Origin of the sequence: Micromonospora sp. NBC_00617 (assembly GCF_045161355.1) — a bacterium.
GTDB lineage: Bacteria > Actinomycetota > Actinomycetes > Mycobacteriales > Micromonosporaceae > Micromonospora.
Window position 1 is genome coordinate 5,437,167 of record NZ_CP107751.1, and the last position, 19,605, is coordinate 5,456,771.

Sequence of the window (19,605 nt, forward strand, 5' to 3'; positions counted from 1 at the left end):
CTAGGGCGGCTGCCGGGAAAACACAGTGGGGCCGCTCCCGAGAGAGCGGCCCCACAAAGTCGGCGGTCAGCCGATCCGGTCGGTCCAGGTCGTATCCAGGATCAGCTGGTACGCACCCATCCGCACCGGAGCCAGCGTCAGCAGCTCGTGGGCGAGCAGCTCACCCGTCACCGGATCGAAGATCAGCAGAGACTGCTGGTCGTGCTCGCGGTCGTCGAAGGTGACCGCGACGCCGGCTCGACCCGCGCGATCGGTCACCACTCCCCGCCAGCGAAGGCCCGGCACGTCGGCGAGGACCCGCAGGATCTCCGCTCGGGTCGACCTCGGCACGACGTACCGGGCATAGACCGTGCTGATCTCCTTGCTCGCCGCTCCCGCGCCGTACTGGACCTTGAGCAGCTCGCGCAGCTGCGACGGGTCGGCCGACGGTGGCGTCAGCTCCATGGGCGGCAGCGGGATGGGACTGCCGCCGACAGCGGGACCCGCGTCGAGGTTGCGTTGCCAGTACTCCCGGGACTCCTGGTCGGGGTACTGCGGCTCCAACTGCGTGTTGACCTGGCTGCCGGTCCCGTCCGCGCCCTGCCAGACCTTCGTCTCGCCGGCGAAGGCGACGTGGTGACGGCCGTCGGGGGAGGTCATCACCGGGTCGCCCCAGATCTTCGTGTGGTGGTACATGTAGCGCCCGCTGCGGTGGTCGTACCCCGCATCCTTGATCTTGCTGGCCAGCGTGCGCAGCCGCGGGCCGGCCGCCGGCGGGTCGGCGTCGAACTGGTACGCGACCGGCACGAGCACCGTTCCCCCGGCCCGGTCAGGCAGGCCCGGGGCGTCCGGTGCGGATTCCTGCCACGGCTGGAGGACGGCCACGGCACCGGCCGCGACCGCCAACGTTCCGGCCGACAGGACCAGTCGCCGGGTCGGGCGACCGCGACGGTGCCCGGCGGCCAACTCGGAGTCGCCGGCCCACTCGATCAGATTGCGCGCCGGAACCGGTGGCGGCGGGACGACGACGTTGCGGGCCGGGTCGGCGGGGGCGAGAAGGCTACGGGTCCGTTCTGCTCCGTCCATCACAGATCCTTTCGGGTAGCGGCCAGCAGAGGGCGTCGGGAGCGGACCGGCCGCTCCGACATCGCATCGGCGAGACGACGGCGGGCGCGGTGCAGGCGCACCGCAGCGGTCGCGCGGCTGCATCCGAGGACCCGGGCGGCCTCGGCCACCGTCAGCTCCTCCCAGCCGATGAGCCGCAGGATCTCCTGATCGAGGTCGTTGAGGGTGGCCAGCGCGGCCCGCACGTCGGCGACCCCCACAGTCCGGTCGGCACCGGACGTGTCCGCCACCCGCGTCAGGTCGCCGTGGGCGATCGGCAGGAGGTCCGGTGCGGCGCGTCGGGACCGCCACTGGTTGGCCAGCAGGCGCCGGGCCACCCCGTACAGCCAGGGCAGGCTGCGGTCCGGCACCTCGCCGCGACGACGCCACGCCACGACGAAGACCTCCTGAGCGAGTTCCGCCGACGCGTCGGAATCGGCGAGCCGGCGCAGGCCGTACCTCACGATGTGCGCGTACTCAGCGGCGTAGAGGCTGGTGAACCAGCCCTCGTCGCGTTCCTCAGGTGGACCCACCCGAACCCCCATTGCCTCGGCGACTCTCACCCTGGCTTGTGTCACGGAGGGCCCGACGATTACCGCGCCGTCGATCGCGCCTTACCCGTCACAGCCATCGGGGAGACTCCTGGCCGTGGATGTGGAGGAGTTTTGGAGCATCGTGGAGCGGGCACGAGCTGCGGCCGGCGCAGCGGCGGACCAACCCCGCCGCGACGGTCAGCCGGATGTGGTCGCTGAGGCCCTGGTCGCGGAGCTGACGCGACTCCCGTTGTCGCACATCGTGGCGTTCGACCAGATGCTCAACGAGGTGATGGACCAGGCCGACACCTGGGATCTCTGCGCGGCGTGCCGGATCATTGAGTACGGGTTCCTGTCCGACGACGGATTCTCCGATTTCCAGGCAGGGCTGGTCGGCCTGGGCAGAGGGGCGTTCGAGTCAGTCACCCGCGACCCCGACTCGCTCGCCGAACATCCCGCGGTGCGGCAGATCAGCGCATCGGAAGGCCGCGACCTGTGGATCGGCGACGAAGCCCTCCAGTTCGCCGCGCAGACGGCGTACGAGCGGCTGACCGGCGACGATGAGGCCTTCTGGGCTGCCGTCGAATCAGCGCCGTCTGCGACCACTGCGCCATCCCCGAGCCCGGAACCAGCCGACGAGCGCTGGGACCTCAGCGACGAAGCCGAGTGGCGCAAGCGGCTGCCCAGGCTTTTCGAGCTGTTCGGCGCCCCCCGACTCGCGCTGGAGTAGTGGCGCGCTCCCATGGAACCGGCTGACCGCGCCCGCGTCACCGAACCAGAACGGCAAGGTCGAACGGTTCCACGGCACCGTGCGCCCCGACTTCCTCGACACCGCCGACGCGTTCACCAGCATCTCCGATGCTCAAGCTGCGGTGGACGCACCACCACCCAGCCAGTCCATAGCATCAAAGGCCCAGCGACCGCGGATCGCTACCTCAGTCTCCTAGACCACCCGTCGCACATCACCTGGCGACAACCGACGTCTCTTGACTTCTGGGACGGACCCTGGCCGAGATTTGCGCTGCCTTCTTGCTGCCTCGCCGATGCCGGCTCTCCGAAGTTGGCGGGGTCGCCGCGCGGCTAGGCGGCTTCCTCGACCAGGCACCCCTCCTGACGGACATTCTGGAGAATACTGGCCAAACAGGGATGAAGGCGGGTGATCCAGTATGGCCAGGTCAGACGGGCCGGCCGAGGCTGTGGCGAGCCGGCAGCATCCGCAGCAGGTGGGCTTCGTGGAGCTGTTCTTCGACGTGGTGTTCGTCTTCGCGTTCACCCGGTTCAGCGAGCGGCTGGTCGAGGATTTCAGTTGGCCGAATTCCTGGGCGACGCTGTTGCTGATGCTGGCCATGTGGTGGCTCTGGTATCGGACGGTGTGGACGACCAACAGGTACGACCCGGAGCGCCCAACCATCCAGCTCATGGTCATCGTGGCCATGCTCGCCAGCCTGCTGATGTCGGCCGCGGTGCCCGCGGCGGCTCTCACCGAGCGCGGCGTGATCTTCGCCTGGGTCTACGTCACCGTCCAGGTGCTCCGCCCACTCTGGCTCATGCTATTCGGCGGCGAGGGCGGTTACCCGCGACTTGTCCACATCCGGATCCTCTTCTGGACAGCCATGTCGGCGGTGCCCTGGATTGCCGGGACCTTCGTCCAGGGCGGCCCGCGGTTGGCCCTGTGGACCGTGGCGATCGTCATCGACTACGGCGGGGGGATTCTCGACTTGCCGACACCGCGGCTCGGCCGTGCGGGACTCCGGGGTCAGCCGATCTCGGAGGAGCATCTGACCGAGCGCTGCCGCCAACTGCTCATCATCGCGCTCGGCGAGGCGGTTTTGGCATCGGGCATCCAGTTCAGCCCGTACGGCTTCGAGCGGGACCGGACGATGGCGTTGCTGGTGTCGTTCGTCATCACGGTGCTGCTCTGGCAGCTCTACTACTACCGGGCAGGCGTACTGCTCCGCGCCGCCATCTCCTCGGCCTCGGCCCCTGCCCGCGTTAGCGAACTCGCGGCGTACGCGCACCTGATCATGGTGATCGGTATCAGCCTCAGCGCCGTGGGCGACACGCTGATCATTACGCGCCCCTTCGGGCACACCCGGTGGACCTGGATCGCGGTCATCTTCGGTGGACCCGCGCTCTTTCTGCTCGGGCGGAGCATGCTCGACTACGCGGTCTTCAGCCGCGTCTCCTCGTCCCGTCCTGTTGGTGTGCTCCTGCTCGCCGCGCTGGCCCCGGCGGCGCTCAGGCTGCCGCCGGTCGTGGTCGCCATGGTCGCCGCGGTGGTGCTGGCCGCGATCGCCCTATCCAACGTGGTTACGTGGCGGCTGGTCCCGCGGCCAATCGCCCCGCCGCACACCGCCCGTTGAGGCCGCCGAGGGATCGAACGGGGACGTCTCGCTCACAACACTCGCTGCACGGCTCCGGTGGGATGTGCTCCCGCACCTGGTGCAGCGGGTCATGGGCCACGAGCAGGCCTCCACGACGCTCAACCCGGTACACCCACACCCGGACGACTAGACCGCCCGCGCACTAAAGGCGTTCGACGGCTCTGCTGCCTCCGCCCGCAGAAACGCCGTCTGAGGATGGCCTGGACGGGCAGGAAAGCGAGCGACCTGTGAGCTGCGGTGGAGCGCTTCCAGGAGAAAGGGACGACCCCCGTCGGGGGGAGACGGGGGTCGTCGACGGTTCGGCTCCGGGGGGGTCGAGCCGAACCACTCAGCGGTCACGGGGGGTGCAACCGCCGAGGGTCTGTCTGTTTCGGGGATGTGAGAGCTCGTCGTGCGAACAAGTCTGCCTGAGCGGGCCCGTCACGTCGAGTGGTGTTCACTCCACTCAGCGCGAAAATCTCCTCGCGGAGTGTGAGCACGGTCACGCCCAGCGGAGTTGGAGGCACCCGCCCGCAGGTCCGAGGGGTGGCCTGACCCCGGGCACCCGCCGACGATAGACCATCCGGCTAGACTTTCGCGCCGTGGGCCGAAGTGCCGCTTTCTTCGATCTGGACAAGACCGTCATCGCCAAGTCGAGCGCCCTGGCGTTTGGTCGGCCGTTCTACCGGGACGGGCTGATCACCCGGCGTGACGTGGTCAAGTCGGCGTACGCGCAGCTGATGTTCCGGCTGGGCGGCACCGACGAGCAGACCATGGCCCGAACACGGGACTACCTGGCTGCGCTCTGCAAGGGCTGGCAGGTGGAACAGGTCCGCCAGATCGTCGCGGAGACACTCCACGAGCTGATCAATCCTTATGTGTACGCCGAGGCTGCCGCCCTGATCGAGGAGCACCAGGCAGCCGGGCGGGACGTGGTGCTGGTGTCCGCGTCCGGCGAGGAGATGGTCCGGCCGATCGGCGAACTGCTCGGGGTGACCGACGTGATCGCCACCCGGATGGCGGTGCAGGACGGCCGGTACAGCGGCGAGGTCGAGTTCTACGCGGCCGGTCCGCGCAAGGTCGAGGCGGTTGGCGAGCTGGCCGCCGCGCGCGGCTACGACCTGGCCGACTCGTACGCCTACTCCGACTCGTACAGCGATCGTCCGCTGCTGGAGTGCGTGGGTCACCCGAGCGTGGTCAACCCGGACCGGCAGCTGCGCAAGCTGGCCTCGGAGAACGCCTGGCCGGTGCTGGAGTTCCGGCATCCGATCCCGCTGGGTCGTCGCTGGCGGGAGCGGCCTGCCGTTCCGGTGGCCGCGGCAGCCCTGGGGGTCGGCGTGGGCGTCGCCATCGGCATCGCCTGGTACGGGCGGCACCGCCGCACCCGCGCCGCCGCCACCACCGCCTGACCGCCCGATCTCAGGCCGATCCTCATGATCGACGCGGCCGAGGGCATGGAGCCCGGACAAGCCGCGGATCGTGCCACTCAGGCGGCGGCGAGGATCTCGTCGCCGATGGTGGTGAGCTGGTCTGCGCCGACCTCGACGGCTGCCATGTAGTGCCGTAGCCAGGAGCGCAGCCCGTCCGGGGTGCCGGTGGCGAACGCGCCGGCCGAGCCGACGTACTCGGGCTCCCGTTCCCGGTGACCGACGTCGACGCCGAGCAGGCCGCGCGGGTCGAGGCCACTGGCGAGCAGCACCAGTCGGGCGGCGCCGCGCGCCACCACGCCGGACGGCCCGGCGAACGGACGCAGGTTCAGCAACTCTCCGTGTACGACGGCGGCGAGCACCAGCGGGGAGACCTTCGTGCCGCCGGCCACCAGAGCGGCGAGCCCGTCGAGGCGGGCGGCGACCACGGGGTCGGGCACCGGTCGGCCCAGCTCGGCCTCCCCCACGATGTCGCGGGCGGCGAGGACGTGCAGCCGGGCGAGTGCCTGCCGGGGTGCCTTCGGCCAGAGTTCGCTCAGGCCGGGCAGCGCCCCGGCGACCCGCAGCGCCCCTTGGAGCACCGGGTCGGTGACGGTGCCGGCCCGGACCTCCTCACGCTCGTGGACGGCACCCTCGAGCGCGGCGCTGGCCACCGCCGACCGAAGGCTGACCTCGGCCGCGACCTGGCCACCGTTGCGGCGCAGCGCACGGTGCCCGAGCGCCTGGTCGAAGCGTTCACGGGCCCGGTCGACGGCAGCAGCGACGTCGGTGAGCGCGAGCAGCGGGGCGAGCGGGTCGGTGGTCACCTCGCCACGCTAGCGACCCGGCCCGGCCCGGCGGGCCGCACCCGCCCGCAACGCGACCCGAGCCACCCGACCGCAACGCGACCCGGGCCACCCGGCCGGCCCCGCCCCGCCGCCGCTGCCGCTGCCGGGCAAGGTCAACACGAGATCGGCGATATCGGGGTATCCCGCCGCCCCGGACACCGCGATATCGCCGAACCCGTGTCGATCAAGGCCGGACAGGGCCGGGCACGCCGGGCCGGGCACGCCGGGACAGGCGACGCCGGACAGGGCCGGGCACGCCGGGACAGGCGACGCCGGACAGGGCCGGGCACGCCGGGACGGGCATCGCCGGCCGTCGGGCGCGTGGCGGGGGCCGCTCGGCGCGACGGGGTGGGCAGCGGTCGCCGGCCGGGGACCCCGCGACTACCCTCGTGCCCAGCGAGACGCAGGTCACCCCGAGGACGAGGAGTCACGGCATGAGCGAGGCATTGGCCAATCTGCTGAACGAGACGCGCCAGTTCCCCCCGCCGGCCGAACTCGCCGCGCACGCCAACGTCACCGTCGACGCGTACGCCGAGGCGCAGGCCGACCGGCTCGCCTTCTGGGCGAAGCAGGCCGACCGGCTGGCCTGGTCGAAGAAGTGGGACGAGGTGCTCGACTGGTCGAACCCGCCGTTCGCTAAGTGGTTCGTCGGTGGGCAGCTCAACGTGGCGTACAACTGTCTGGACCGGCACGTCGAGGCGGGCCGGGGTGACAAGGTGGCGATCCACTGGGAGGGCGAGCCGGGTGACACCCGCACTCTCACGTACGCCGATCTGCACGAGCTGACCTGCCGGGCGGCGAACGCGCTCACCGACCTGGGGGTCACGGCGGGCGACCGGGTGGCGATCTACCTGCCGATGATCCCGGAGGCGGCGGTCGCGATGCTGGCCTGCGCCCGGATCGGCGCGGCGCACAGCGTGGTCTTCGGTGGGTTCTCCGCCGAATCGTTGAGCAACCGCATCCAGGACGCCAGCGCCAAGGTGGTGATCACTGCGGACGGTGGTTACCGGCGGGGCAAGCCGTCGGCGTTGAAGCCGACCGTGGACGAGGCGGTGGCGAGCTGCCCGTCGATCGAGCACGTGCTGGTGGTTCGCCGCACCGGCGAGGAGGTGGCCTGGTCGGAGAAGGACCTCTGGTGGCACGAAACGGTCCAGACGGCGTCGGCCGAGCACACGGCGCAGCCGTTCGACGCGGAGCACCCGCTGTTCATCCTGTACACGAGCGGCACCACGGCCCGGCCGAAGGGCATCCTGCACACCACGGGCGGCTACCTCACCCAGACGTCGTACACCACGCACGCGGTGTTCGACCTGAAGCCGGAGACGGACGTCTACTGGTGCACGGCCGACATCGGCTGGGTGACCGGCCACTCCTACATCGTGTACGGCCCGCTCTCCAACGGCGCCACCCAGGTGATGTACGAGGGCACCCCGGACACCCCGCACAGGGGCCGGTTCTGGGAGATCGTCGACCGGTACAAGGTGAGCGTCCTGTACACCGCGCCCACCCTGATCCGCACGATGATGAAGTGGGGCGAGGACATCCCCGCCGGCTTCGACCTGTCCTCGCTGCGCCTGCTGGGCAGCGTCGGTGAGCCGATCAACCCCGAGGCCTGGATGTGGTACAGGCAGTACGTCGGCCGGGGTGAGCTGCCCGTTGTGGACACCTGGTGGCAGACCGAGACCGGCTCGATCATGATCTCCCCGCTGCCGGGGGTGACGGCGGCGAAGCCGGGTTCGGCGATGACCTCACTGCCGGGCATCGTGGCCGACGTGGTGGACGACCAGGGCCAACCGGTGCCGAACGGCGGTGGTGGTTACCTGGTGCTGCGCGAGCCGTGGCCGTCGATGCTGCGCACCATCTGGGGTGACGACAACCGGTTCATCGAGACGTACTGGTCGCGGTTCGAGGGCATGTACTTCGCCGGCGACGGGGCGAAGAAGGACGACGACGGGCACATCTGGCTGCTCGGTCGGGTCGACGACGTGATGTTGGTGTCCGGGCACAACATCTCCACCACCGAGGTCGAGTCGGCGCTGGTGTCGCACCCGTCGGTGGCCGAGGCGGCGGTGGTGGGGGCGACCGACCCGACGACCGGCCAGGCGATCGTGGCGTTCGCCATCCCGCGGGGCAGCACGGACATCGCCGGCGAGGCGGGTGAGCAGCTCATCGCGGACCTGCGCAACCACGTGGCGAAGACGCTCGGCCCGATCGCCAAGCCGCGGCAGATCATGCTGGTGCCGGAGCTGCCGAAGACCCGTTCGGGCAAGATCATGCGTCGCCTGCTGCGGGACGTGGCCGAGAACCGGTCGCTCGGCGACGTCACCACGCTGCAGGACTCCTCGGTGATGGAGCTGATCTCCTCGGGGCTGAGCGGCGCGAAGTCCGACGAGGACTGACGACAGGCGTACCCCCATCGGTGGGTGACGGTCCGTCCGGACCGTCACCCACCGTCGTCTTTTGTGGAGGTACGACCACCGCGCGCCGCCGGCCGCGGAGGTTGGACGAATAACGCCTCCATCACGTTCCCGCCGATCGGCGTGTTTCTCATTTAGTTTCACGGAAGTCGGTGGGCCTCGATGCGTCCCTGCGCGCCCGGAGCCGGCCGGCTTCCTCCGCCCATGCCCGAGAAACGGAGCGGCATGAACAGAAACTCCCATCCAGGGTCGCGTCGACGACTACTCGTCGCGTTGCCCGTCATCGCCCTCGCAGCCACCTCACTGACCGTGAGTGGAAGTGCGGCGGCGCAGCCGTCCACCACCCCCCGGGCGGTGATCGGGGCTGACGAGTACTACATCAACTACGCCGAGCCCGAGGTACAGACGGACACCACCGGCCGTGAGGTGAAGGGCAAGGGTGGCGTCTACGCCCCCGCCGTCGACGCCGCGCGCGCGTTCGACCAGAAGCACGCGCGGGGCAACCCGGTGACCGCGCGCCAGCTCGCGCAGATCGAAGCCAAGTCGATCAAGACGGGCAAGAGCCCGCGGCAGATCAAGCAGTCGCCGACCACGCAGACGGCGAAGCTGCTGACGCTGCTTGTCGAGTTCAACGACAAGGCGAACGACGACTTCACGGACGTGATGGTCCCGAAGACGGTGTTCGAGGATCGGACCTGTGTCCCCGGCACCGTGCAGAACGGGCCGAAGCACAACAACATCCCGAACCCGGCGACGCTGCCGCACGAGGACAACAACTCGATGTGGGTGCCGGACTTCTCGCCGTCGCACTACAACAAGATGCTGTACACCAAGAACGGCATCACCGAGCGGGTCCGCACGGACCTGAAGGGCCCGGACGGCAAGAAGGGCATCGACCTCTCCGGTCGCACGATGCACAACATGTACCTGGAGATGTCCAAGAACGCGTACACGGTCGACGGGCAGGCCAGCCCGTGGATCACCGTGCCGCACTCCGAGGGCTGGTACGCGGCCAACCGCTGCACCAAGGACGCGAACGGCAACTGGGTCCCCGGCCGGCAGCAGTCGATGAACGGCCACCCGGACAACCCGGCCGGCGCGGGCAAACTGGCGGCCGACGCGATCGACGCGCTCGCCGCCAAGGACCCGAACTTCCCGTGGGCCGAGTACGACAAGGAGGACCAGGCCGACCGCGACGGTGACGGCAACCTCTTCGAGCCGGACGGCGTGATCGACCACCTGGTGCTGGTGCACGCCGGCCAGGGCAAGTCGCGCGGCGGCGGCGACCAGGGCGTGTACGCCGTCTGGGCGCACTCCTCCTCGGTTCCGGGTGGCTACAACATCCCGGGCACCAATCTGAAGGTGTCGAACTACATCGTGCAGCCGGAGGACGCCGGCGTCGGCGTCTTCGCCCACGAGTTCGGCCACGACCTGGGCCTCCCGGACCTCTACGACACCTCCGGCAACGCCGACTCCGACGTGGACTTCTGGGACCTGATGGCCTCGGGCTCGCACTCGGGTGAGATCTTCCAGGCGCTGCCGACGCACATGGGCATCTGGGACAAGTGGGTGCTCGGCTGGGCCGACCCGCTGACCATCCGCCCCGGCTCGAACCCGCGTGAGGTCAAGCTCGGGCAGACCTCGCGTACGCCGATCGACTCCGAGGACGGCATCAAGGTCGACCTGCCGAACAAGATCACCACGCTGGCCACGCCGCACAGCGGCACCAAGATGTGGCACAGCAACAACGACCAGAGCTGGGCCGACGTCAAGCTGAGCCGCTCGGTCGACGTGCCGGCCGCCGCCGACGCCAAGTTCTGGATGTGGAACAACTACATCATCGAGGACGACTGGGACTTCGGCTTCGTCGAGCTGTCGACCGACGGCGGCACGACCTGGACCGAGCAGAAGGTGTACGCCGAGGGTGGCGCCGTGGTCACCACGCCGGACAACTACCCGGACCCGAACGGCCGGATGAACGACTTCGGCGGCAAGAAGTACGGCCTGACCAGCAGCACCGACGGCTGGCGCCACGACTACGTCGACCTGTCGGCGTACGCCGGGACGACCGTCCAGGTGCGGCTGCGTCTCGCCACCGACGCGGCGTTCGAGGAGCGCAACTGGTTCGTCGACGACTTCTCGGTCACCGGCGGCGGCGCCACCACCTGGAGCGACGACGTCGAGGGCGGCGCCAACGGCTGGACGGCCACCGGCGGCACCTTCGTGGACACCACGGGCGCGGGCTGGAAGGTCTCCGGCGGCACCGAGGTGCACGCGCAGTACTACCTGGCCGAGTGGCGCAACTTCGACGGCTTCGACAAGGGCCTGAAGTACGCCTACGACACCATCTACTCCCACGAGGCGTGGAAGGTCGACCGGATCTCGTACAACGCGCCGGGCATGCTGGTGTGGTATCGGGACACCGCGCTCGGCGACGTCAACCACGTCACCGGGCAGATGACCGCCCTGCCCAGCTACGGCGCGAAGGGCGGTCTGCTCATCGTGGACTCGCACTTCGACCCGTACCGACGTACCGGCACCGCGGCCGAGAAGGACCCGTCGGTGACGGACAACCTGCCCAGCCGTCCACAGTCGGCCAACGCGGCGTTCACGCTCCAGAAGACGTACCCCTTCACGGAGTGCCTGGAGGCGGCGGGCGAGCCGTACAGCGCGTACTGCACGAAGTTCAAGGCGCAGGCGCCGGTGACGAGCTTCACCGACGCCAAGGGCTGGTACCCGGGCATCGAGATGCGCAACGGGGCACCGTACGCGCGGGACAACGACGCCTCCGTGGTGGTGCCGTCGCGTGGCAACGCGCCGTACACCACCCGGGTGACCAACCCGGACGGCAGCCCGGCGCGGGAGTTCTACGGCGTGACGCTGGGCGGCGGCGCGATCGTGCTCGGCACCGGCAACCCGGGCGACGCGGGCGTGCAGAACGGCGTGTCGTTGACGATCCGTAAGGCCGCGAAGGACAACTCGTCCGCCACGATCTTCGTCACCCCGGCGAAGAAGTGACGGTTTAGCGGGTTCGGCAACTGATGGTGGGGCCGGTGGCGGGAACGCCACCGGCCCCACTGTCGTTTCGCCTGATCTTATTGATCGAAATGCATCGCTGCGAGCGTTGCCGGCCAGTCCGCCCCGGTTCGAGCGCAGATGAAGCGCAGGGGTGTGACGGTGAAAAGCGTTCCCAACAAAATCTTGCAACAAATCGACGCGCGCATCTTCCCACGCGTCCCGGCAGTGTCTATGTTCACCATTGGTCCCACTAGTGGGATCGATCTATCGCCGGCCCGTACCCCCGTTGGGCCGGTTCCCTCACACCGGAGGTACCACGTGCGCAAAGTCGCAGTGGGTCTGCTCGGGCTTTCGCTGACGGCGACGGGGCTGGCGTTCGGACCGTCCGCCAGTGCCGCGCCGCAGCCGAAGCTGCCGACGGCGGCCCCGTCGGTCGCCGAGCCCGCCCTTGCCGACCACGACCTGCCGAACCCGCTGGAGGAAAAGCGGCGAGCGCTGCGCCAGGAGGGCCTCAACGAGGTCCTCAAGGGCAAGGCCAAGGCAGAGAAGATCAACGGCAGCACCGTCGTCAAGGTCGGTAAGATCCAGGCCGACGGAGCCGCCGCCCGCACCACCGGGGCGGGCACGGCCCAGACGGAAGACCAGTACGTCGAGCTCTCCCGTCAGCGGACCGACAAGATCTTCGTGATCCTCGCCGAGTTCGGCAACGAGCGGCACCCGGACTTCCCGGACAAGAACATCGACCCCAACACCGCGGGGCCGACCAAGTTCGACGGGCCGCTGCACAACGAGATCCCGGCGCCGAACCGGGCGGTGGACAACTCCACCGTCTGGCAGCCGGACTACAACGCCGACCACTACCGGCAGCTCTACTTCGGCACCAACCCCGGTGACGAGTCGCTGAAGCAGTACTACGAGGCCCAGTCCTCGGGTCGCTACAGCGTCCAGGGCGAGGTCACCGACTGGGTCAAGGTCAAGTACAACGAGGCCCGCTACGGTCGTTCCGACGACCCGAAGGCCGACGACGACCCGACCGGTGACCCGAACGTCTGCGACAGCAGCGTCTGCAGCAACACCTGGGACCTGGTCCGCGACGCCGCGAACCAGTGGGTCGCCGACCAGAAGGCCGCCGGTCGCACCGACGCGCAGATCGCCGCCGACGTCAAGTCGATGGACCAGTACGACCGGTACGACTACAACAACAACGGCAACTTCAACGAGCCGGACGGCTACATCGACCACTTCCAGATCGTCCACTCCGGCGGCGACCAGGCCGACGGTGACCCGATCCAGGGTGAGGACGCCATCTGGAGCCACCGCTGGTACGCCTACGCCTCGGACCAGGGCAACACCGGCCCGGAGACCTTCCCCGGCGGCGGCACCGAGATCGGCGACACCGGCGTCTGGATCGGTGACTACACCATCCAGCCGGAGAACGGTGGCCGCAGCGTCTTCTACCACGAGTACGGCCACGACCTCGGTCTGCCGGACGACTACAACGTCGTCAGTGGTGGCGACAACAACAACGAGCACTGGACCCTGATGGCCCAGAGCCGGCTCGGCGCCAAGAACGACGGCGGCATCGGCGAGCGCGGTGGCGACCTCGGCGCGTGGAACAAGTTCCAGCTCGGCTGGCTCGACTACGAGACGATCGGTATCGGGCAGAAGAAGACGCTGGTTCTCGGCCCGCAGGAGTACAACTCGCCGGAGGCGCAGGCTGCGGTGGTCGTGCTCCCGGACCGCGAGTACACCTTCTCGAACGGCGCGCCGTTCGAGGGCAGCAAGCAGTTCTTCACCGGCAACGAGGACGACCTCAACAGCACGATGACCCGGACGTTGGACCTCACCGGGAAGTCGTCGGCCGCCCTGGCCATGAAGGGCCGCTACAACATCGAGAGCGGGTTCGACTACCTGTTCTTCGAGGCGTCGACCGACGGTGGCAAGACCTGGGCGACCATGCCCGGCACCGTCAACGGCAACCCGCTGAAGGAGATCTCCCCCGGGCGCTTCGCCCTGGACGGCTCCAGCAACGGCAAGTGGGTCGACGTCAACATCCCGATGAACTCCGTGGCGGGCAAGGTCGTGCAGTTCCGGCTGCGCTACCAGACCGACGGCGGCCTGTCCAAGGGCGGCTTCTACGGTGACGCGATCACCGTGACCGCCGACGGCCAGACCGTGTTCACCGACGGTGCCGAGAACGGTGCCAATGGCTGGACCTTCGCCGGGAAGTTCGAGATCGTGGCGGCCACCTACGCCCGCTTGTTCGACAACTACTACATCGCCGGTACCCGGTCGTACACCTCGTACGACAAGTACCTCAAGACCGGCCCGTACTACTTCGGCTACGCGAACACCCGCCCGGACTACGTGGACCACTACGCGTACCAGGAGGGTCTGCTGATCTCCTACCACAACACCCGTTGGGCGGACAACGACACGTTCGCGCACCCGGGTGAGGGTCGGAACCTGATCATCGACGCGCACCCGGAGCCGCTGTACAACCTGACCGGTGCCCCCTGGCGGGCCCGCGTCCAGGTCTACGACGCGCCGTTCAGCCTGAAGAAGGCCGACTCGTTCACGCTGCACATCAACAGCCAGGCGAACTACGTCCGCGGTCAGGCCGCGCAGCCGCTGTTCGACGACACCCAGCAGTACTGGTACCCGGAGCTGCCGAACCACGGCGTCAAGCTCCCGGCGACCGGCCGGAAGATCAAGGTTCTGTCGCAGGACGGCATCAACACCACCGTCCGCTTCAACTGATCCTCGGATCAGGCGACACCCGCACCACGGCGATGCCCGGGCAGGTCACCTGCCCGGGCATCGCCCTTTCCGGGAACCCCGATCGCGCCCCGCGCGTCCGATCACCCGTGCAACCGCGAACCCGCACCACCCTGACCGGCGCCGTTCTGGTTGTCCTGCTGGCGCTCACCGGCTGCGCCGGAACGCGGAACGAAGGAGACGGCGTGTCCTTTGAGCAGACCCCGTCCGACGCCCCCTCGGCCGGCACACCGTCGTCCGCCGCCGCGCCGACCGGACCTACCGATCCGACGCCGTCGTCCGCCTCCGGCCGCCCGTCGCGCTCGCGCGTCCCGCTGCCCACCCTGCGCCCGCCGACCGGGCCGCCGCGCAAGCCGACCGACGCCCGCAAGGCCAACGTGCTGGCCGGACGGATCAACCGGGGCGGCGACGGCCCCTGCTACGGCCTGGTCACCGACGACGGCCGGCAGTACGCGCTGCACGGCACCGGCAAGGGCACCTTCGCCGTCGGCACGACCGTCCTGGTGACCATCGGCCCGGCCGACCCGACCGCCGACTGCGGCCCGGGCACCCCGGCCAGCATCGTCGACATCAGCCCGGTCGGCTGACCGCCGTCCGACGCCCCCGGGCCGGCGAAACGGCTGCCCGCCGACGGGGTCCTAGGCTGTCAACCATGACCGACCAGCGCGGTGGAGCCGTCGACGAGTCCTGCGTCCTCACCGAGGGGCCGTGGACGCACCGTTTCGTCGGCGCCAACGGCACCCGGTTCCACGTGGTCGAGGCCGGCACCGGGCCGATGGTGCTCTTCCTGCACGGCTTCCCCGAGCACTGGTGGGCGTGGCACCAGATGCTCCCGGCGATCGCCGACGCCGGCTTCCGCGCGGTCGCCGTGGACCTGCGCGGTTACGGCGCCAGCGACAAACCACCCCGGGGGTACGACGGCTACACCCTCGCCGCCGACATCGCCGGCCTGATCCGTGCCCTCGGTGAACGGTCGGCGACGCTTGTCGGCAGCGGCGTCGGTGGGATGGTGGCCTGGACGGTGGCGTCGTTCCACCCTTCGCTGGTCCGACGGCTGGTGGTCCTGGGTGCACCCCACCCGCTGCGGTTGCGCGCCGCCATCTTCGCCGACCCTCGGGGGCAGTTCGCCGCCTCCACCCCGGCGTTGAAGTTCCAGCTCCCCCGCTACGAGCATGTGCTCACCAGGGACGGCGGGGCGGCCGTCGGGGAGATCCTGCGCCGCTGGGCCGGGCCGCGCTGGGCGGCCAGCTCGGGCTTCGAGGCGTACGCCGAGCGGTGCCGGGAGGCGATGCGCATCCCACAGGCCGCCTTCTGCGCGCTGGAAGGCTACCGCTGGGCCTTCCGTTCCGTGCTGCGGCTGCACGGCTACCGGTTCGTCCGCCTCATGCAGAAGCCGCTGGTCACCCCGACCCTGCAACTGCACGGCGCACGGGACGTCGCCGCCCTGCCGCGAACCGCCCTGGGGTCCGGCCGGTACGTCGTGGCACCGTACGAGTGGCGCCTGCTCGACGGGGTGGGGCACTTCCCCCACCTGGAAGCTCCCGAAGTGGTGCTCGGCGAGATCCTGCGATGGGCCAAGTCCTGATCTGTCACACCCGCTTCTCGCGCAGGTCGGTGACCTCGGCGGCCGGCGCCCAGCCCTGGTAGACGCCGAAGTCGAAGACCTCCAGCCGCATCGCCTCGGCCACCGGCCAGCGACCGCCGGTGTACTCCACGCGCAGCCAGGCGTCGTGTTTCCCGAGTACGATGAACGGTTGCCCCTGCCACGTGCAGGTGGTCCGCACGTACGCCAGGTCCTCGATCTCGCTCGCCGGCAGCACCCGCACGTACCGGCCCGGACGGACCTCCTCGAAGCCCTCACCCGGCTCCGGCTGGTAGAGCCGGATGTCGTCGCCGTCCGGGCTCGCCTGGTACTCCCGGCCCCGCCAGCGGGCCACGTAGCCGTCGCGCATCACGCCTCCGGAACCCGTCGCCAGATGACCGCGTCCGTGTCGAGCACCGCGATCACCCGTTCGGTGCCGTCCCCGCCGATGCGCCAGAGCTGCGCGCCGTGCGGGAGGCGGGCGCTGTCCACCTTGAACTCCGCCACCACGTCGCTGCTCTCACCCGGGGCGAAGCCGTTGCCCCGGAACGGCGGGCGTTCGATGACCCAGCCCTCCATGGCCCGCATCGCCGGCTCGTTCTGGCCGCCGTACGGGATCCGGTAGAGGCTGGGCCGGTGCGCCGGCCAGCGCAGCACGTAAATCTCCTCAGCGTCGCGTACGAACGGTGACCCCGGGTAGCTCAGGCCCAGCGCGTCGTGCAGCTCGGTCGGCGTGGTCAGGTGGGCCAACTCGCCGGCCCGGTGCACGAAACCGGAGACCCGGTCGTACCCCCGCTCCAGGTAGTACGCGAGCTGACTCGGCGCGATCGCCTTCTGCATCACGGTCGGGCGGGCCGGGTCGACCGCCGCCGGGGCGTACCGGGGGCGGGCCGTGGGTTCCGCCTCGACCGCCGGCTCCTCCGGGTCGACCTCCAGATCGTCGCCGAGCCCCACCTCGGCGGCCCAGTTGGCCAACGCGACGATCTGGTCGCCGGGCAGCTTCGCGCCGACGGGCGTGCCCGGGTTGACGGCGAACGACCAGTCCTCGTCGGGCCAGCGCCGGATCAGTTGGGCGAACTTCACCCGGACCGTGTCGACGGCACCCTCGACGTGATCGGCGAGGCGCTCCGGGGACGTGTAGACCACCACGTACGTCTCGCCGTCGAGCTGGGCGGTACGCCAGACGAAGCCCGGGTCGCCGGGACGGCTGCCGCGCACCGAGTCCGCCGCCGCGGGGAGCAGGACCCGGGCCAACAGCAGGGTGGACAGGAAGGTGTCCGTGCTGCCCGCGCCGGCCGCGCCGAGCAGGTCCTCCTCGACCGTGTTGGCCGGCTCGAACTGCACCGACGCCGGCTCGTCGACCATCGCACGCTGGTCGTCCACGACCGGGCGTTCGTCGTCGGTGTCGGGGCGTACCGCCTCCGGCTCGTAGCCCACCGGGGATCGGGGCGAGGACCAACCGGCGTCCACGCCGGTCGAGCCGCCAGCGCCGCCCAGGCCGCCACCGCTCAGGCCAGCGCCGCTCAGGCCAGCGCCGCTCAGGCCAGCGCCGGCAGAACCGAGCGGGTCGGCGCCGGTGCTGTCCGTGCCGAACAGGCCGGCGGCGGTCTCGGTGGGATCGGGCCGACCCGTGCCGGTGTCGGCCGGTTCGAACGGAGCCGTGCCGGACAAGGCGGGCGCGAACGACGAGGGCACGCCGAACGGATCCGGGGCCGCAGCGCCGGGCCCGGGAACGGAGGGGCCGGACATCGAGGCGCCGGGAACAGCGTGGCCGGGCACGGCCGGGCCGGGCACGGCCGGGCCGGGCACGGCCGGGCCGGGCACGGCCGGGCCGGGCACGGCCGGGCCGGGCACGGCCGGGCCGGGCACGGCCGGGCCGGGCACGGCCGGGCCGGGCACGGCCGGGCCGAACGGTGGCGGGGCGGCGGTGGTCGGGCCGGGTCGCCGTGTCGCGTCGAACGCGGGAGCGACCTCGGTCGGGTCGAGGAGATCCCGGGACTCGATGATGGTGCCCTCGATGACGATGGGCGTGAAGCCGCGACGCGGGGCGGGTGGGCCGGAGACCGGCTCCGCGACCGACGGCGGTAGTTCCTCCACCGGCTCGAAGCGCTGCCGGTCACCGGGTCGGCCACGCGGGATCGCCTGGGTCTCGTCCGCCGTGGGAACGGGCCCTCCGACGCGGGTCGGTGACGGCTCACCCGCGGCTGGACCGGGCACCCGGAACGCATGGGTGGGTTCCTCGGCCAACGGGTTGGGCCGGCGCGGCGGCAGAGGTTGGGTGGCCTCGTCGTCGGTCGCCGACGCTCGTACCACCTGGGACGCGCCCAGGTCGCCGGCCGGTGGCCGCAACGGTCGGGTGGCGTCCGGTGTCGGCATCGGGAAGGCCGAGGCCGCGCTGTCGCCGCCCGGCGCGTCTGCGGGACGGCGACGCGGGAAGGGCTGGCTGCCCCGCCCGAACCGGGACGGGGGCACCGCGCGGTCGCCCGACCGACCGTCCCCGGAGACAGGGCCGGACGCTCGACCGGACGTCGGCTCGAAGAAGGAACGCTGAGCACCCTGGGTGTTGCCGTCGCCGGCGGCCGGGCCGTCGCCGGCGCTGGCTGGGCGGCTCGCGGACGGCCGGCCGGCGCGTGGACCCGGCTGGTCGGCCGGGGCGACCTGGGCGCGATCGGTGGAGGCCAGCGGCACGTACCGGGATGCGCCGGTACGGCTCGCGCCCGGCACGGGGCCGACGCCGGGGCGGGCCGGTCGGGGCGGGGCGGTCGGCTGCCGCTGACCGGCGGCGGGCAGATCCTCCGGGCCGGACCGGCGCGACAGCTCACCCGGGCCGGGCGCCCGGGTCGGGGTGGCCGATGCCGAGGGTGTACCCACCGGCGGCACCGCGTTCCTCGGCGCGGGTCGTCCGGACAGGGTCGGGTCCGACGTGGGCGGCGTGGGCGGCACGAATCCGGTGGCGGGCAAGCCGTCCCGGCCGGTCGTACCGGCTCGCGATCGGGCCAGCGTCTCGGCCCGCTCCAGCCGGGCGCGGGCGCCCATGGCGCGGCCCGGCAGTCGGACGTCCCCACGGGAGAGCTGGGACACGAACCAGGCGGGCAGGTAGCCCTCGACCGGCAACCCGGGGTTGACCGCGAGCCACCACTCGTGGTTGGGCCAACCGAGGGCGAGGTCGGTGAACGGCACGCGCCGGTTGGTGCCGGCGTGTTCACCGAGGCAGGCCCGCATCGCCGCGGCGGAGGTGAAGGCCAGCACGTGGGTCCGGCCGCCGGTGGTCCAGGTGCCCCAGCCGGCGGACGACTGGCCGGACGGCGCTGGCGTGGAGACCGGCAACAGCAGATCGGTGCGGGACAGGAGGCGGAAGTAAAGCTCCTGGTCGTTGGCGCGCAGCGCGTCCCGCATCGCCACCTCGGCCTCCGTGGCCGGCTCCCATTCGGTCACGGCCACCTCTCCTTCCGAGAACAGGCCACAGGTATCGCGTACAACCTACAAGGTGGTATCAAGATCACAATGGCTGGCCGGCGGCGGTCCGCCGACGCGGCGTCGAGGCGATAACATCCCGTTCCGGAGCCGACACGATACG

14 protein-coding genes are annotated in these 19,605 nt (G+C 70.7%); 9 read left to right on the top strand and 5 right to left on the bottom strand.

What is annotated here, in order from left to right; all coding sequences use genetic code 11:
* Window positions 1-66: 66 nt before the first annotated feature.
* Both OG505_RS25010 and OG505_RS25015 read right to left on the bottom strand, forming a co-directional pair.
* Window positions 67-1,065 (bottom strand): CU044_5270 family protein, encoded by a 999-nt coding sequence (locus OG505_RS25010; protein WP_405428109.1) that lies wholly within the window; start codon window positions 1,063-1,065, stop codon window positions 67-69.
* The gene (locus tag OG505_RS25015) at window positions 1,065-1,616 is read right to left on the bottom strand and encodes an RNA polymerase sigma factor (protein ID WP_405428111.1); all 552 of its coding nucleotides are present in this window, start codon (window positions 1,614-1,616) and stop codon (window positions 1,065-1,067) included. The genes OG505_RS25010 and OG505_RS25015 overlap by 1 nt, the downstream gene beginning before the upstream one ends.
* 121 nt (window positions 1,617-1,737) lie before the next feature.
* Here OG505_RS25015 and OG505_RS25020 point away from each other — a divergent pair, with 121 nt between their 5' ends.
* From OG505_RS25020 to OG505_RS25035, 4 genes are all read left to right on the top strand, one after another.
* Window positions 1,738-2,346 (top strand): DUF4240 domain-containing protein, encoded by a 609-nt coding sequence (locus OG505_RS25020; protein ID WP_405434689.1) that lies wholly within the window; start codon window positions 1,738-1,740, stop codon window positions 2,344-2,346.
* Between the two features lie 22 nt (window positions 2,347-2,368).
* Window positions 2,369-2,563: an integrase core domain-containing protein gene (locus OG505_RS25025; RefSeq protein WP_405434690.1), complete on the top strand. Its 195-nt coding sequence runs from the start codon at window positions 2,369-2,371 to the stop codon at window positions 2,561-2,563.
* A 219-nt stretch (window positions 2,564-2,782) separates the two neighbouring features.
* Complete coding sequence (locus OG505_RS25030; protein ID WP_405428113.1) at window positions 2,783-3,979, top strand: low temperature requirement protein A; 1,197 nt, start codon at window positions 2,783-2,785, stop codon at window positions 3,977-3,979.
* Window positions 3,980-4,581: 602 nt separating this feature from the next.
* Window positions 4,582-5,388 (top strand): HAD family hydrolase, encoded by an 807-nt coding sequence (locus tag OG505_RS25035; RefSeq protein WP_405428115.1) that lies wholly within the window; start codon window positions 4,582-4,584, stop codon window positions 5,386-5,388.
* 77 nt (window positions 5,389-5,465) lie between these two features.
* On the opposite strand, the gene OG505_RS25040 is transcribed toward OG505_RS25035, so the two are convergent.
* Entirely contained in the window at window positions 5,466-6,212 is a 747-nt protein-coding gene (locus tag OG505_RS25040; protein ID WP_405428117.1) for an oxidoreductase, read from the bottom strand.
* Window positions 6,213-6,667: 455 nt separating this feature from the next.
* Here OG505_RS25040 and acs point away from each other — a divergent pair, with 455 nt between their 5' ends.
* The 5 genes from acs to OG505_RS25065 all read left to right on the top strand — a co-directional run bounded on the left by acs (window position 6,668) and on the right by OG505_RS25065 (window position 16,031).
* The gene (acs, locus tag OG505_RS25045; protein WP_405428119.1) at window positions 6,668-8,632 is read left to right on the top strand and encodes an acetate--CoA ligase; all 1,965 of its coding nucleotides are present in this window, start codon (window positions 6,668-6,670) and stop codon (window positions 8,630-8,632) included.
* A 327-nt stretch (window positions 8,633-8,959) separates the two neighbouring features.
* Entirely contained in the window at window positions 8,960-11,668 is a 2,709-nt protein-coding gene (locus OG505_RS25050) for an immune inhibitor A domain-containing protein (protein WP_405428121.1), read from the top strand.
* Window positions 11,669-12,001: 333 nt separating this feature from the next.
* On the top strand, window positions 12,002-14,428 hold the full coding sequence (locus OG505_RS25055; protein WP_405434692.1) for an immune inhibitor A domain-containing protein: 2,427 nt from the start codon (window positions 12,002-12,004) through the stop codon (window positions 14,426-14,428).
* Window positions 14,429-14,631: 203 nt separating this feature from the next.
* On the top strand, window positions 14,632-15,033 hold the full coding sequence (locus OG505_RS25060; RefSeq protein WP_405428123.1) for a hypothetical protein: 402 nt from the start codon (window positions 14,632-14,634) through the stop codon (window positions 15,031-15,033).
* A 65-nt stretch (window positions 15,034-15,098) separates the two neighbouring features.
* Window positions 15,099-16,031: an alpha/beta fold hydrolase gene (locus tag OG505_RS25065; RefSeq protein WP_405428125.1), complete on the top strand. Its 933-nt coding sequence runs from the start codon at window positions 15,099-15,101 to the stop codon at window positions 16,029-16,031.
* Window positions 16,032-16,035: 4 nt separating this feature from the next.
* On the opposite strand, the gene OG505_RS25070 is transcribed toward OG505_RS25065, so the two are convergent.
* The gene (locus OG505_RS25070) at window positions 16,036-16,401 is read right to left on the bottom strand and encodes a hypothetical protein (RefSeq protein ID WP_405428127.1); all 366 of its coding nucleotides are present in this window, start codon (window positions 16,399-16,401) and stop codon (window positions 16,036-16,038) included.
* Window positions 16,398-19,463, bottom strand: coding sequence for an SseB family protein (locus OG505_RS25075; RefSeq protein WP_405428129.1), 3,066 nt, complete (start codon window positions 19,461-19,463; stop codon window positions 16,398-16,400). The genes OG505_RS25070 and OG505_RS25075 overlap by 4 nt, the downstream gene beginning before the upstream one ends.
* Window positions 19,464-19,605: the final 142 nt, after the last annotated feature.